At 59.3% G+C, this 15,783-nt stretch carries 12 protein-coding genes; 9 read left to right on the forward strand and 3 right to left on the reverse strand.

The window, feature by feature from the left end:
- The first annotated feature begins 4 nt into the window (after positions 1-4).
- The 6 genes from F0M18_RS14345 to F0M18_RS14370 all read left to right on the forward strand — a co-directional run bounded on the left by F0M18_RS14345 (position 5) and on the right by F0M18_RS14370 (position 5,782).
- Entirely contained in the window at positions 5-1,309 is a 1,305-nt protein-coding gene (locus tag F0M18_RS14345) for a hypothetical protein (protein ID WP_149612144.1), read from the forward strand.
- Entirely contained in the window at positions 1,306-2,568 is a 1,263-nt protein-coding gene (locus tag F0M18_RS14350; protein WP_149612145.1) for an LssY C-terminal domain-containing protein, read from the forward strand. Before F0M18_RS14345 ends, F0M18_RS14350 begins: the two co-directional genes overlap by 4 nt.
- Before the next feature lie 70 nt (positions 2,569-2,638).
- Entirely contained in the window at positions 2,639-3,901 is a 1,263-nt protein-coding gene (locus F0M18_RS14355) for a TAXI family TRAP transporter solute-binding subunit (RefSeq protein WP_149612146.1), read from the forward strand.
- Between the two features lie 10 nt (positions 3,902-3,911).
- Positions 3,912-4,400: a hypothetical protein gene (locus F0M18_RS14360; protein ID WP_149612147.1), complete on the forward strand. Its 489-nt coding sequence runs from the start codon at positions 3,912-3,914 to the stop codon at positions 4,398-4,400.
- 105 nt (positions 4,401-4,505) lie between these two features.
- Positions 4,506-5,294: a hypothetical protein gene (locus F0M18_RS14365; protein ID WP_149612148.1), complete on the forward strand. Its 789-nt coding sequence runs from the start codon at positions 4,506-4,508 to the stop codon at positions 5,292-5,294.
- A gap of 281 nt (positions 5,295-5,575) precedes the next feature.
- Positions 5,576-5,782: a hypothetical protein gene (locus tag F0M18_RS14370; RefSeq protein WP_149612149.1), complete on the forward strand. Its 207-nt coding sequence runs from the start codon at positions 5,576-5,578 to the stop codon at positions 5,780-5,782.
- Position 5,783: 1 nt separating this feature from the next.
- Here F0M18_RS14370 and F0M18_RS14375 read toward each other — a convergent pair whose 3' ends face one another.
- The 3 genes from F0M18_RS14375 to F0M18_RS14385 form a co-directional block, all read right to left on the reverse strand.
- Entirely contained in the window at positions 5,784-6,734 is a 951-nt protein-coding gene (locus F0M18_RS14375; RefSeq protein WP_149612150.1) for a helix-turn-helix domain-containing protein, read from the reverse strand.
- A gap of 512 nt (positions 6,735-7,246) precedes the next feature.
- A complete protein-coding gene (locus tag F0M18_RS14380; RefSeq protein WP_188109730.1) occupies positions 7,247-8,374 on the reverse strand; it encodes an ABC transporter substrate-binding protein in 1,128 nt (375 codons plus the stop codon).
- Between the two features lie 87 nt (positions 8,375-8,461).
- A complete protein-coding gene (locus tag F0M18_RS14385) occupies positions 8,462-10,132 on the reverse strand; it encodes a sulfatase-like hydrolase/transferase (RefSeq protein ID WP_149612152.1) in 1,671 nt (556 codons plus the stop codon).
- Between the two features lie 373 nt (positions 10,133-10,505).
- Between F0M18_RS14385 and F0M18_RS14390 the strand changes: the two genes are divergently transcribed.
- The 3 genes from F0M18_RS14390 to F0M18_RS14400 all read left to right on the forward strand — a co-directional run bounded on the left by F0M18_RS14390 (position 10,506) and on the right by F0M18_RS14400 (position 15,780).
- Positions 10,506-11,261, forward strand: a complete 756-nt coding sequence (locus F0M18_RS14390) for a hypothetical protein (protein WP_149612153.1) — start codon at positions 10,506-10,508, stop codon at positions 11,259-11,261.
- Between the two features lie 156 nt (positions 11,262-11,417).
- Positions 11,418-14,753 (forward strand): AsmA family protein, encoded by a 3,336-nt coding sequence (locus F0M18_RS14395; RefSeq protein ID WP_149612154.1) that lies wholly within the window; start codon positions 11,418-11,420, stop codon positions 14,751-14,753.
- A 94-nt stretch (positions 14,754-14,847) separates the two neighbouring features.
- On the forward strand, positions 14,848-15,780 hold the full coding sequence (locus F0M18_RS14400; RefSeq protein ID WP_223177989.1) for an aldo/keto reductase: 933 nt from the start codon (positions 14,848-14,850) through the stop codon (positions 15,778-15,780).
- Positions 15,781-15,783 lie beyond the last annotated feature (3 nt).

The following is a 15,783-nucleotide window of genomic DNA, read 5'->3' on the forward strand; positions in this document are numbered from 1 at the left end:
TCTCGTGAGTAATTACACCCTGCCAGCTGGCCCCATGGTCACGCCCCCCTGGCGCAGTGCCTTGCTGCTCCCGTTACTGGTGCTGCTCACGGCCTGTGCCATTCGTCCGTACCAGGGCCAGCAGCTTGCCCAGGCCGGGTTTCTGGACAGAGTCGTGGTGCAGGAGATTGGCGGCATCACCATCAGTGCCGCGGTACCCGACGCGGAGGAAACCGAGGCACTGACAGGGCTCGATCTTTACGCGCAGGGTATCCAGCCGGTGTGGCTGCGGGTGGAGAACAACAGCCCAACCCGATCGCGGCTGGCATTGTGGAGCATCGACAGGGACTATTTCTCGCCCATCGAAGTAGCGTACATGAACCGCAGGCCGTACTCTCGCCAGGGTTACGATGCCATGCAGCGCTGGTTTTACCAGAATGCCTTACCGCGCTTCACCGAGTCGGGCGGGGTTAGCGAGGGGCTGGTGTTCACCCATCTCCGGCCCGGGACCAAGGGCTTCAACCTGACTGTCTTTGCCAACAAGACCGCGCATGACTTCACCTTCTTCGTGCCACTCCCCGGTTTCGTGCCGGACTTCATGGAAGTTGATTTCACCGCACTGTATGCGGACAGCGAGCTGCGTGATCTGGCAGTGGGTGAGCTGCGACCGGTGCTGGAGAATGAGCTGGGCTGCTGCGCCACCGATGCCAGCGGGGAACTGGATGGCGCGCCACTCAATACTGTGCTGATCGGAACCGGCCAGGCCGTGCGCCGTGCCATGCTGCGCGGAGAGTGGGATGAGATGCGTTCCGACGACCCCCGACGCATCTGGGCACAAGCGCAGAACTTCCAGGGGCGCCCCCCGGATGCCGTGTTCAGCAAGAGCCGGCGCGACGGCGATGAACGCATACAGCTGTTACTGTGGATGTCTCCCTGGCAGTTGCAGGGCACACCGGTGTGGGTTGGTACAGCGGCCTATCTCACCGTGAATCACGGACTGGGCGGGCCTGCTGAGCTGGACGCCATGCTGCGGGACGTGAAGTTCCTGCGCCGCTTTGCGCAGGAGAGTGTAACGGCGGACCTCGACAGCGCCCAGCGCTTCCTGCTGCAGAATATCTGGTACAACGGGTCCCTGGCCCTGACCGGCAATGTGCGCGGCATGCCGCCGGTGACGGTAGACAATCCCCGCGTGGGCTTTGGCGGCGTCGCCTACTTTACCGACGGCTTCCGACTTGTCGCAGTACTGTCGGAAGAACCGCGGGCACTGGATGAAACGCAGTTCGTATACGACGTGGTGCTGGACGAACTCCTGTCTGGAGAGAACCCATGAGGGCTGGCAAGCTACTGGCGCTGGCGGCCGCTTGCCTGGCACTGGGCCTGGGCCAGGCGGCCCGGGCCACCGAAGTAAGCGAACTGTTTCAAGGCAAGCAGGTGCCGCCCCCCAACCAGCGTATCCAGGTGCAGCGCCAGGGCGACATAGTGGTTGCCACTGCGGTGCCGAGCGCCGCCGAAACCCGGGAGATCTTCGGCGTGGACCTGTACAAGAAGAACGTGCAGCCAGTTTGGATTCAGTTGGAGAATCGCAGGAACGTGCCGGTGCTGCTGACGCCCATGGGCGTGGACCAGGCCTATTTCACCCCTCGCGAAACGGCGAATCGCGGTCGTGAAGTCAGCGTGGGGGCGCGCGCGCAGGATTTTGAGAAGCGCGGACACCTGCGCCTGGCGGTCAGGGCCAACAGCATCCAGTCGGGCTACATCTTCACCCGGGTCGACGAGGGCACCAAGTCGTTTAACGTTGACATCGTGAGCGAGGATGACGCGCAGTTGATGACGTTTTTCGTCCCCGTGCCGGGCCTGAAAATAGATCACTATGAAAAGGAATGGGACAAGCTCTTCCCCGAGGACCAGATCAGGGACGTGTCATTGCCAGAGCTGGTGGCAGAGCTGGAGTCCATGCCCTGCTGTGTAGTAGACGCCAAAGGCAAGAACCGCGGCGACCCACTCAACCTGGTGCTCATTGGCGACAATCTCGATCTCTACTACGCCTTTCTGCGCGCCGGCTGGGACGAAACCGAGACCATTCACGGGGCCTCCCTGTGGAAAACCGCCGCGTCCGCGCTGACAGGCGGTCTGTATCGCTACTCACCGGTAAGCGCGCTGTATGTGTTCGGCAGGGCACAGGACGCCGCTTTCCAGCGTGCCCGCACCAGTATCCATGAGCGCAACCATCTGCGCATCTGGATGACGCCGTTGCGCTACGAGGGAAAACCGGTCTGGATCGGTCAGATCAGCCGCGATATCGGCGTGCGCCTGACCTGGAAGACCATCACCACGCACAAGATCGACCCGGACGTGGACGAAACCCGCGAGTTCCTGCTGGAAGACCTGGCCTACGCGCAGTCTCTCAAGGGCTATGGTTACGTTGCCGGGGTGGGCGCAGCCAGCTACGACGCTCCAAGGGGGAACCTCACGGGTGACCCCTATTTTACAGATGGCAAACGCCTGGTGCTGTGGATCGCCGAGGAACCCACAGGGCTGGATGAAATTGAGGTTATGGTCCTGACGAGCCCGGCAGAGTCAGGCCAGTAAGCCTACCCCGGTGGGCAGGCCGGGCCGCATTTGCGTTCCCCGGGATCTGCCTTTCCTTTAAACTGGTGCCATGCGCTTTCAACAACTGCCATTTCTGGCCTGTGCACTGGCCTTGCTCCTGATCAAGGGCTGCGAGCTCACCCGCCCCGAACTGCGCATGCTGGTGACCAACCACGAACAACTTTCGCACCTGGAACTTAAGAACATTATTGAGGAGCAGTCGCAGCTTCGACTCAGTGAGGCGTTGGTCCCGCCCGACGTGGACCCGCTGGAAGCCCTGCGCAGCGGCGAGACGGATCTGGCGCTGGTTGAGAACAGTGCCGCATTCGTCCCGGGTGTCCGCGCCGTGCTGCCGGCTTACGAGAGCGTGCTACACATCGCCATTCGCAACGATTACAACCCGGCGGACTACAGCAAACCCTTGATGGGCGCACAGTTCTACGCCGCCAACCGATCAGCGGCAGCGGCCAGCTTCATCGATGTGGTGACGCGGCGCCAGGAGTTGCAGCCCGGCCAGTTCGGCGTGTCACGCGAGTTCGATGCCAACAGCACAGACATCATCGTATATTTCGGGCCGATCAACCCGGAGAAAACCGGATGGCTGCCACCGGGTTTCAGCCTGGTTTCACTGGACAATCAGTTCAACCCGCAACGCGACTTCTACAAGGAAGGCATCGGCTACCTGGTCCCCAATATGAAGCCGAAGTTGATTCCGGCGTTTACCTATGAGTTACCGGGCAACCGCGAGCCCCTGCTCACTGTCGCCGTCGATACGCTGTTAGTTACCCGCAAGGATGTGGCCGAGCGCGCGATCTATGAACTGACAAGAACGTTCCTGGAGCAAAAGCAGAGGCTCACCGCGCTGGCACCACACCTGTTCGCCGGGATCAATGAATCATTCGATCCGCTGGATCTGAGCTTTCCGCTGCACGAAGGGGCACGCGCCTACCTGGAGCGTGAAGAACCCGGTTTCCTTGAGCGCTACGCCGAACTGATCAACTTGCTGGTGTATATCGCCTTCCTTATGATTTCTGCATTCCTCGCCTTCACGCGGTGGCGCGAGCACCGGCGCAAGGACCGTATCGATGTATTCTATGATCGCGTGCTCGCCATCCGGGATGGCAGCGCTGGTGTTGATATTGCGGCAAGGTTGGAAGCTCTGGACGCCCTGGAAAGGGAAGCATTTGCATCGCTTGTCGCAGAGAAACTGGCCGCCAACGAAAGCTTCAGGATTCTTACGGACTTGATTGCGGTGGCGCGCGACGAGGTTCGCTACAGAGCGAATGATGCAGCGGCCGCGGCGAAACAGACACCTGCAACCAGAAAAGGATAATACCCAGCGGATGACAACAACACGTTTCTTTCCACCGTTGGCAACAGCCTTGCTGGCAGTATTGCTGACCGGCTGTGGCAATACAGCCTACTTTGAGCCCGCAGTGCCTGCGACCGATGAGAGTATCGTCTATTTGTATCGCCCCGCCGCGAGCAACCCAGGCAAGAAACCACTGCGCACCAGTTACCCGGAGATACTCGTCGACGGGGAAGGGGTCGGCTTCCTGCACTATGGGCAGCGGCTTGAGCTTTCGCTACCACCCGGACGGCACACATTTGTTGCCACCGGGCTAACACCTGAGGCGCGCTGGAAGCCCGAGGACCGGGAATATACGCTGCAAGTAGAGCCCGGCGAAGTTCATTACCTACGCCTGCGCGTGGAATTCGACACCGATCACATGACGATTGGCAGCTTTCGCGACCAGTACCTGATCCACCTGCACCCGGTAGAGAGCGATATTGCGCGCTACCAGATTCGGGAAACCAGAGCCGCAGACTGAAAACTGCCGCAAATGTGATAGCGCAATTCCCTTGATTGCGTTAAAAGAACAATCTTAAACAGGCGATGGCGCTCAGCGACACGCTGCAACCGCAAGGAGAACAATATGAACAAGGCCACCAAGCTGGCTTCAACAATCGGCCTCACCGGCTGTATGGCCCTTTCTGCTGCACAAGTCGTGGCACAAGACCATGGCTGGGAATTCAACGTGGCCCCGCTTTACCTGTGGGGCAAAAGTATCGACGCCATCTCGGCAGCCGGAGGCAGGGAACTGCCCGTGGACCTGACCTTCAAGGATGAGGTGCTGGAGAACCTGGAATCTGCTTACGCCATTCACTTCGAAGCGAGTAACGACAAACTCACCTTGTTCGCCGAGTACAACTACGCCAACCTCGAGCCGTCCGGCGGTACCAGCATTGGACCGATCGATGTCAAAGCCAGGATCGACTTCCAGGACATCATGACAGAGGGCGGGGTTACGTACGCCTTCGCCGAGACCGGCTCCATGCGCTGGGAGGCCCTTGGCGGCCTGCGTTACTACAAGCAACATGCCGAAATAAAGTTTTCGTCCAATCGCCCGGGCAACATCCCGCTCCCCAACAAACTGCGCATCGGCGACAGCTGGGTGCATCCTTTTGCGGGGTTGCGGGTCATCACCCAGTTCAACGAGCGCTGGAGCCTGCGCCTGCGTGGTGACTATGGCTATGAAGACAGCGACAACTCAGCGCTGCATGGCATTGCTCTTTTCAACTACCAGTTTCGTGGCTGGGGCTCAGCCTTTTTCGGATACCGCTACTTTGATATGGACTACCAGGGCAGTGGCAAAGGCCTGGACGAATATGCCTTCGACGGCGACCAGCAGGGGCCTTTGATCGGGCTCAATCTGCATTTCTAGCTACGCCGGGAAATACACTTGTATGTGTCTTACGCTGTGGGCTAGATAGGCGCAATCAATCTGCACCCCGCAAAAAAAAGCCGCTGTAAACCAGCGGCTTTTCCTGATCACACTATCTGCTACTTCTTCTTGCCGGCTTTGGGCTGTCAACGATAGTTCGCTGGCCACAGCAAACTGAGTCCGCAGTAATCCCTGGATGGCGACCACACCGCGCATCAATGTCGCAAAATCAGACGAAATCGTGCTATCACTGCCGAGCTTTTAGGAAAAAGAATACTCGTATGGATAGCAGTGATAAAGAAGCTCGATCGCCACGTCGCCGTGGCCGCCCGCCCGCCCCGCCGGGGGTCTCGCGCAATCATCGTGTGGTGACATTTGTAAATGACGCCGAATTCGAGCGTTTGCACGAACTTGCGCGAAGGGATGACGAGACCCTCTCAATGGCTGCTTACCGCTTACTGACCAAAGAGCTGAACGCCCAGCAATGAGTCAGGCGGCGCGGCTTGTATGGGAGGGCAGCTCACCGAACATGCGCTTGTAGTCTGCCGCCAGCTTGCTCATGTGCCAGAAGCCCATGCGAGCGGCGACATCCCCGATAGACTCCTCACGACTGGAACAGAGTAACGCCTTACGCACCCCACTCAGGCGAACTGCCATCAGGTATCTCTTGGGGCCGATGCCGAATCGCTCGCGAAACGCGCGTTCCAGAGTACTGATGCTGCAGGCACTGGCGCGACACAACTCATCCACGGTAATACTTTCATCAAGCTTGTCATGGATATAGTGCAACGCAGCGCGCAGCGCACGCGAACGATTCTTGGTCCGATCGGCGACCTGATCTCCGGAGGCAGAAAACGCCAAGGCGAGTTCCTCAGCGATTTGCGCTTGCAAACCCTGTAGCAAAGAGGGAGGCACATCCTCCGACAGCAGAGATCTGTTCAGCAAATCCAGCATTAGCACCCTGAGCGCCTGGGCACGGCCCGGAGGCACCCGCATGTGGCGGCTGCCAAGCCGGGCCCGAAATGCTTCGGGGCCCAACCCCAGTCGCAGCAGCATTGCTTCGAAGGGCTCAGCGGCAAAGCTAGCCGTAAACGCTCCAAAATCGCTCTCGCTTACCGCATCAAGACCCTCAGTGCTGTCAAACAGGGTAATAGTGTCACTTCCAACCTCGCGGTCTCCAAATTTGACGGGGGCCTGGTCGCGCACTGGCAAACCGAAGGTGTAACTATCTTTGGCCAGCTCACCCATTTGATGAGTACGACCGTTGAGCTGGGTTTTCAACAGCAGAAAAGACGTTGTGGCAAAGGCGTCAATTGCAACAGGCGCCCTGCCTGCCTCAAGCTGGCGCATATCAAAATTCCAAATGGAGCCGGGCACCACCTCGGACAATTCTTCGACAGAATCCAGCCTGACGCTGATCGAGTGACTCGTTTCTGTCATGATTCCCTGCGACTCCAAGATTTGACCATATTTTATCGCGCATGCTAACCATAGCGAGTTCTGAATTCTATTACATTTCCTGCAATATTAACTCGCTGTGCAATTTATATTGCAGGAAAAGTAATAAGTACTAATAGCAGAAATTCGTCAGCCAACATCGCGGTGATCAGGGAAAAACCTCAACACAGTCCTTCAGCACAGGTGCGCTGAGGTGGTCGAAGTCCTCGGAGGAGAGATTTTTCTGGATTGCGTGCAGAGAACATGCCCGGCCAGAGGAACAGTGCCATGAGCGCAGCTCTGGCATATGTGGCTGGAGAAGATGGTGCAGTATGCACCCGGTTCGAATACCACCGGAACGGCAGTTAGCGCAATAGCTATGGCACAGATCAAACAGGTCTGGGCATGTTCATCGACCGGGGAAGAACGCCGATCAACGTCCATCGCTGCTCCCCAGAAACAAAGGAAAAAATACATCTTTGCCTGGCGATCCCGGTTCCGGGCACTGGAAAGTATCAGGTGTTGTGAGTGGAACGATGGAACAGATTCAAAAAATCTTCCCTGCGCTTCACGAGACCCTGTTCATGGGTATACCGCATCACCCGTTCCAGTTCTTTCCGGTTGGCCTCGATCCCGTAACGCCAGTAGTCCCGCCCCATCAACTCTCGCGTCTGCTCAAACTCCTGGGTCACCCACGGTAGGGACACTTTCAGCGACGTGGTGGTTTCCAAGTCGCTGTAGGCGATCTGCTTGGCCGAGCTGTACATCTCGTATACGGCCATGGGTAAACCCGGATTCTCTTCGATCGCGCTGGTGCGCACCCCCACCACGTGCATAATCGGAAACAGCCCGGTCTTCCTGAAATACGCCTGCTCCGTGGCCTTGACGTCGTGGAACAGGCGCTTTATGCCGGAATCCCCGTCGATAAAGGCCTGTGGCGTTATCGCGGTAATCAATGCATCGCACTGACCACTGAGCAGGAGCTCACTTTCATCCACGCCAGCTGGGCCGGGTTTCAGCGGAAATCCCTCCGGCAGGAAGTATGGCGACTCGCCGCCGGGCTCGAAGGCACTCCAACCACTGCCGCTGAGCTCGCCGGCATCGGATGACTTGGTGGTCTCTATCCACTGCATATCGTCGGCTTCTACACCGTACTCATCCTTCAGAAACCCGCGAATCCAGGTATTGGCACTCATGCCGTAACCAGGCGTACCCACCCGTCGGCCCTTCAAATCCTCTGGCTTTTCAATACCGGAATCCGCCCGCACGAAGATATTTCGGTGCCGGAATACACGAGAGATAAACACGGGAATGAGGGTGTAACCACGGTAATCCTTGTTAATGAATTTGTTTACATAGGGAATCAGCCCCAATTCGCTAACCTCGTAGGGCTTGTCATCGCCGAATGCGAGCTCATTAACCGAGTAGATATCTTCGTAGTGAAAACTGACCTCGGCGCCTTCGATCCCGGCACGCCCATCCATAATGCCTTTCACCCGGTCGTAGTCGTAACCCGCAACCTTGACCTGGGGCAATTGCCGGCGCACTTCGGAGGTCGCACCAAGAGAAGTCCCCAGTAGTGAAGCACCACCGGCAATGGCTCCGGCTGATTTCAGTAGATTGCGCCTAGTGCTTGTGGTCATCGCATTGTCCATTGATATCACGTTTTCGCTGGAGCATTCAGCAGTAACATTGCGGTGAGTATTCTCACCGCACTGCCGAGAAACGTCTCAATGCCAGGACATAAACCTCTCGACGGTTTCCACGCTTTCAGGGCGCAGATTCTCGATGCCGGTATATGGCCTGTCTTTTCCAAGTTTGTTATGGGGGTACTTCTTGATGGTCATCATGTGCCGTTTGGCCATATCCTGGAAGCTGGCGCCGCTCCAGAGGGAATGCCCGATCAGGGGATGCTCCTCTCGGGGATCGCGGTAGACGTTGTAAACCCCTGCAGCAGCCGCTGGCATGCCGGGCGCCGGCAGGTGCATTTTCCATTCCTGCTTCACGACTGCTCGCAACAGTTCGTTCTGGTAAACATAAACGTAATCGCGGCGTCCGTGGCCATTTCCCTTGAACAACACCGGCGTCTGGTCGATACCATCGATCACCCGGTCACGAGGGACATGCTTTTCTGCCTGTGCGACCCGCGCAAACGTGGTGAACAGGTCCGAAGCATGGACGATATCTGCTGCACGGCTACCTGCTTCAATCGCACCAGGCCAGCGTGCATAGGCATCCACGCGAATACCGCCCTCTGTGAAGTCGGTTTTACCGCCACGGTAGACCAATTGGCTCATACCGGAGGTGCCCTCATAGTGGTACATCAGGCCGTTGTCAGCCATGAACACCACCAGAGTATTTTCAGACACGCCGAGCTTGTCCATCTCGTCGAGTATGTCGCCAAACCACTCATCAATCACTTCGAGCTTATCCGCCATAAAGCCCCCATTCAGAGAGCGGGCCTGCTCGGGATGCACGAAATTCAACGGATACAGCGGCCAGTACTGTAAAAAGAAGGGCTCGTCTTTCCCGGCCATATCACGCAGCTGTTCGATAGTCTGCCGCTGGTAACGCTCGTTCATGCGCTCATAGTGCGCCTGCGTCCAGGTCTCCCCGGGCTTGAGATCCACCTCGCGTGCCTTGCCGCCCTTGCGTGCCTCGACGCCGGTGACCAGACCATTAGGCTTGAACTTCTTATCAACCGCCAGGCTGTTGTTCTGGGTACCCTCGTACCAGCCCAACAAGTTGTTGGCGCGGGCAGATTCTGGTGACATCAGCGCCAGTTGCACCTGTTGATGCAATGGGAAAGCGGCAAAATCAAAGCCCTGGTTGTGAGGATAGGCCTGCTCAATATCACCCTGGTGCCACTTGCCTATATGCGCAGTGTTATATCCCGCCTTGGAGAGCACTTCGGCGATGGTCACCTCACTAGCACCCAGCCCCTCACCGACAAGCGCCACCTTGACCTCCTTGATTCCCGTCCGCACCGGGTGGCGACCAGTCAGGGTGGCTGCCCGTGTGGGAGTGCAGGAGGGTTCCGTGTACATGCGGTTTAGCGACATGCCCTGGCTGGCAAACTGGTTAATGCGAGGGGTTTGCACACCCATCACGTCATTCAAAGCCGGCTTACCCATCTGTCCGAAACTAACATCATCGATCAATACGAATACGATGTTTGGACGCTTGTCTCCGTTGGCTTTGCGAATATCGGCGAGCTTCTGGTCTATTTCCGCATCTTCCCTGGCCCACTCATCCTCGTACTGTGATTGCAGGAAATAGTACTCCCCATCATGAATGATGGGCTTCGCCGCCATGGTCGGCGCAATCATGGCCACACCGACAACCAGGCCAATTAGACTTCCAAGCGCCCTGCAGCGCCCGTCTAGTGTTTGCTTCTTCATATTCTGCTCCAAGCGATAATCACTATGATGCACAGGTCAGACCCAGCATCACTTTTTCACTGGTAGTAGAGCTTAGTGACTGCCCACGGGCTGCATTAGCAGTAAATCGTCAACTTCCCGGAACACAGCGCGAAGCAGATGACGAAGATCGCATAACGGATGCGATGGCCAAGCCACTGGCCTGCATAGGCAACACTGATCCAATTCTGCTGATCGCTGCAACCGCTGTATTGCTCACGCTGCCACTGATGGTCTGGGTATCCCCGGTGCGGCGAGCGTCGGTGTGAGCACATGCACGGCCATGCGCTTTTGTAATACACTGGTTTATCACTTATCACTTATCACCCTATTACCTGCACAAAGGACAATCGCCATGCCAGCACTGATTCGCCCTATTGCCCTCGCCGCCTGCCTCTCGACCGGCGCCATTGCTGACACCATTGAGCTGGCCGATGGTACCCTCCTGGAAGGCGACTTCATTGGCATGAGTAACGGCATCATGATGTTCGACACCGGGGCAGGTATCGAAGCTTTCCCGGAAAACGAGGTCGTCGCTATCTATAACAGCGAGGGCGTTGCGGCTCGCGAAGCCAACGCAGGAGAAGCACAGGATACTGCGGCGACGGCAGCGCAAGCCGCAAAGACCATTACCGTCCCCAGCGGCACCCGGCTGGTTATCCGCGTCGCCGAGAGCATCGATACCCGGCGCCACTCTGCCGGTCATCGCTTCCGCGCCCAGCTCGAGAGCGCGCTGAGCGTTGATGGCATCACCGTCGCGCCCCGGGGCACCATGGTGTATGGACGTGTCGCCCAGGCCAGTACCGGGGGGCGAACTGTGGGCTCAGCCAGTCTCAGCCTGGAACTTACCGACATTATGCTCGACGACCAGATGTACGAAATCAGCACCCAGGCGCTGCAGGCACAGACGCAGAATGAAGCCGGTCGAACCGCAGGTCGCACAGCCAGGGCGGCAGCCATAGGCGGCCTCTACGGTGGCAGTTCCAGTGCCAAGAAAGGTGCCAAGATCGGACTGGGCGCCTCTATCCTGACCAGCGGCGCCAGCATCAATATACCCGCGGGCACGCTGGTCGAGACCAACCTGCGCACCGCGCTGACAGTGCCACGCTAGGGCACGACCTCCCGGTACGGCGATGCCCGGCAAAGACTCTACTGATTCCAGCGTAACCCTCGCTGCAACGCCCGGCGTCGCCAACACCGGTTCATACTGGCAGGCTGCGCCTGCTTTCAATCCGTCTACGTCGCTGGGCTTTCAGCGACAATCCCAATGCTGCTGAAGCGCCTGGCACTCCTGGCAGCCGCCCTGTCGCTGCTGCTGGCCGCGGCCCTTGGCGCAGCGTACGCCTGGTTGCAGCACGACCCGCAAAACATCAGGGTTCCACTGGAGTGGCTGGCAGGGCATGTGCTGGACCGTGAGCTACGTATTGGCGAGGTGACAACCGTGCAGCTGGGCCAGCACACCCGCCTGGCGGCTCGCGACGTCACCCTGGACAATCCAGGCTGGGCCACGGAAGCGTACTTCGCCCAGGCGCGTTATCTCGAGGTAGAACTCGACCTACCCTCATTATGGCGCCAGGGACCGGTGGTCCTGGACTATCTCGAGTTGGCTGGTGCCTCACTGAACCTGCAGCAAACTGGCGACAGGCCAGGCAACTGGGATTTCTGGCCGGACGCAGAGCCCTCTCCCGACGCCGAGGACGGGCCACTGCCGATCATCATCTCCCGCGCCCTGGTGCATGACAGCATCGTTAAATTTGTTGACGATGACCAGGACGTGACAGCAGCGTTGCAAAGAGTGCACCTGTCAGAAGATTCCGCCGGCATGCTGGCGCTGGCGGCCAGTGGCAGTATCAACGGTTTTCCCCTGCAGGCCTCAACCAGGGCGGGACCTTCGCGCGCGCTGTTCACCGGCCGCGACCTGGATCTCGACCTGGAGCTGAGCTGGGGTCAGTTGCAGGCAACACTGGGCGGTACTGCGGGTGACCTTGGCGCCCTGGAGAACGTGGCGATGCAGTGGTCCCTGCAGTCTCCAACCAGTCGCCCGCTACTCAACCTCCTCGGTGCACACGAGGTGCGCGACGGGCCAATTGACCTGCGGGGCAGCATCGCGACCACCGGTAGCGGGCTTCAAGTCGACGCCCGCGGCCAACTCGACGCTTTCGCACTTGTCCTCAATGGCGACCTCGGCAAGCCGGAACAGCTTGACGATCTTGATCTCTCGTTTGACCTCAGCGGCCCGTCCCTGCATGAGGCGGGCACCGTACTCGACCTGCGCAGATTGCCAGATGTCCCTTTCGCACTCTCCGGCAGCCTGTCGCGACAGGGTCGGCTGCTGGTATTCGACAGCGTCGAGGCGCAGGTTGCCGAGAGCCAGCTGACAGCATCAGGGCGCCTGCCTGATTTCCCCGACATTGATGACTGGCGCGTCAGCTTGCGTGGCAGCGACATCGACCTCGCCCTGCTCGGCCCCGCACTGGGCCGGGAACAACTGCCCGAGCGCCGCTTCTCACTGGCGGGCGACCTCTCTTCCAACGCTGCCGGTGTCGAATTGCTGAATATGGTCCTTAACAACGAGGATTCCCGACTCGAGATCAGCGGCATCGTCGGTGAGGCACCCGAATACGCCGGCACCGAACTCGAACTGCAACTCAGCGGCGATGATATCTCCGGCAATGCGCCCTGGATTGGCCTGGAAGGCATGCCTGAAACGCCCTTCACGCTCACGGCCACAGTCCACCTTGATGAGCATCACTGGGTGATGCAGCAGGCAGAACTGATATCGACCGACCTGGTCATCGGCATGCGGGGCAAACTCGAACGCAGCGGACAAAGCCCGGGAATCGACGCCTATGTACAGGCGTCAACACCGGACCTGTCTGCAACCCTGGCCGCGTATCAACTGCACAGCAACCACATACCGCCCCTGCCCGCCGCCTTCTCCGGCCAGGTCAGCGGCAACCGCGAGCAGTTGCACTTGCGAGATGGCAAACTGGCACTGGGCCAGGCAAGTGCCGCAATCAACGGCACGCTGGGCCGGGCCGATAGCGTTGCGGGCATGAAACTGCGCGTTCATGCAGAAACGGCGGATTTCCGCGAATTACTCGAGTCACCGCTCCCCGGCAAAAAGGCGCTGGGCCTGGAACTGGCAGCTGAGCTCCATGCGGACAACAAAGCGATTCACCTGCGCGGCCTGAGTGGACAGATGGGTAACGACACCGTCACCTTCGACGCTGACACAGCGGTATATTTTCAAGACGCCAAACCGAAAGTCCGCGGCGAGTTCGACATAGCAGGGGCAAGCATCAGCAAACTCCAGACCTTGCTTGAGCTGGATTTGCCGCTGACCGACGGCGCCTTCAACATCAATGCGAACATCGCAGGTGACGCCGGTGTTTACCGGGTATCGCCATTGAGCGCGACTTTCGGGGAAAGCGATCTCAACGGCAGCATCGAGTTGCGCCAGGGTGATACCCCCGGTATTCACGCCGCACTGCGCTCCAAGCAACTGCACCTGCCCTCCTTACTGCCAGACCCGGAAGACCTGGAGGCAGAGGAAGAGGCCCGCGGGAACCCCGGGGATACGGCACAGCAGGAGGACTTCAGCGACGAGTTGACCGCGGCGGAACTCAAGGAGCGGATCATCCCCGACAGGCCGCTGCCGCTGGCATGGATGCGTCATATCAACGCCAGTCTCGAATACAGTGCCGAGACCATTTATCTCCGGGAAGACGCGTCCAGCCAAGGCTCCCTGGCGCTGCGAGTGGCCGATGGCAAGCTCTCGGTGGCGCCCGTGGTCTGGGGCGGTACCTACACTGCGGGGCGCGCGATGTTCAGCCTCGATGCCACCACCGACGACTATGCCTTCACCCTGATGATGGATGGCGAGCGTTTCCCGCTGCTCTGGCTGGTAGCCGGCGAGCCGGACTACACAGCGAAATCCATGTTCAAGGCCAGCCTCACGGGACAGGGGAATACCGCCAGGGCGATGGCGGCCAGCCTCAATGGCGGCGTGCTCTTCCACGGCGAGGGCGGGCGCGTGACATACCGTGGCATGGACCTGATCATGGGCGACCTGTTCAGTGAAATCCTGGATGCACTCAATCCCGCTACGCAACGCAAGCCTCACACACGCGTCAAGTGCAATGCCGGTGCACTGAGCATCAAGGACGGTGTGGCAGAGGCCATTCCGGGATTCATGGTGCGCACCAGCAAGTCCGATATCCTGGCCGCGGGGTCGATCAACCTGAAGAACGAGCGCCTGGATCTCGCCTTCAGCACGCGTTCGCGCAAGGGTCTGGGCATCAGCGCCGGACGCACGTTGAGCAAGTACGTAAAACTGGGCGGTACCCTGGCCAATCCAAAGCTGACCCTGGATGCGACGGCAGCGGCCGTCCAGGGCAGCGCCGCGATTGCGACAGCGGGTTGGTCGATCCTGGCAGGGGGCATCTGGGACCGCTGGATCGCGACCGCGGGCGATCCCTGCGGCAGGCTCATCAAACAGGCGCAAAAAGACAAGCGGAGGGACTACGATAGCCTCCTGCAACTGGGCATTCCCGGGACACCCTCAGCGGAGCGCGCGGACCCGCGACTTCCCCAGCGCTGAGGGCGACGCGCCAGGCATCGACCTCGCCCCCTGCAGGGTCTCGCGACTTGACCGGTTGATCGATGACTGAAAGACTGTCGCCGGGTAACTAACCGTGGCAGACAATATGATCACCCGCAGACAATTGCTCAAGCACAGCGCCTCACTGGCGGCATTGACAGCACTTCCAGCCGGCGCCCTGGCGGATGCAGCCGCCGTCATTCGCAGACCGATTCCCAGCTCAGGCGAAACCATTCCGGTGATTGGTATGGGCACATCACGCACTTTCGATGCCGGCGCGGACCCGGAAACGGTGGCACGGCTGCGCCATGTGATGCAGATATTTTTTGCAGGTGGCGGCAGCGTTATCGACTCGTCGCCGATGTACGGTGAAGCCGAGGCCCGGGTCGGTGACGTGCTGCGCACACTGTCGCCGCGACCCGAGGTGTTCTCGGCAACCAAGGTATGGATAGAAGGACGCGAAGCCGGTATCGAACAGATGCAGCTTTCGGCGCAGCGTATGGCAGTGGAGCATTTCGACCTGATCGCAGTGCACAACCTGGTCGACTGGAAGACGCAACTGGCAACCCTCAAGCAATGGCGTGAAGAAGGTAAGGTACGCTACATCGGCATTACCACATCGCACGGCCGCTTCCACAGCGAACTGCTGGATATCATGCGCAGGGAGCCACTGGACTTTGTGCAGTTCACCTACAACATCGGCAACCTCACCGCGGAAGATGAACTGCTGCCACTGGCGGCAGATCGCGGCATTGCCACCATGATCAATCGCCCCTATCAGCGCGGATCGCTGTTCCAGCGCACCAGCGGACACGCGCTGCCCGAGGTCGCCACCGACCTGGGCTGCAAGAGCTGGGGCCAGTTCTTCCTCAAGTACATCATCGGCCACCCCGCCGTGACCAGCCTGATCCCCGCGACCTCCAAACCCCATCACATGGAAGACAACATGGCGGCCAATGTCGGCGCCGTACCGGATGCGGACCAGCGCGCGGAGATGCTGCGCGCATTCCGCGCGCTGCCCGCCTGATTG

It is taken from the genome of Pseudohalioglobus sediminis (genome assembly GCF_008370495.1).
GTDB lineage: Bacteria > Pseudomonadota > Gammaproteobacteria > Pseudomonadales > Halieaceae > Halioglobus.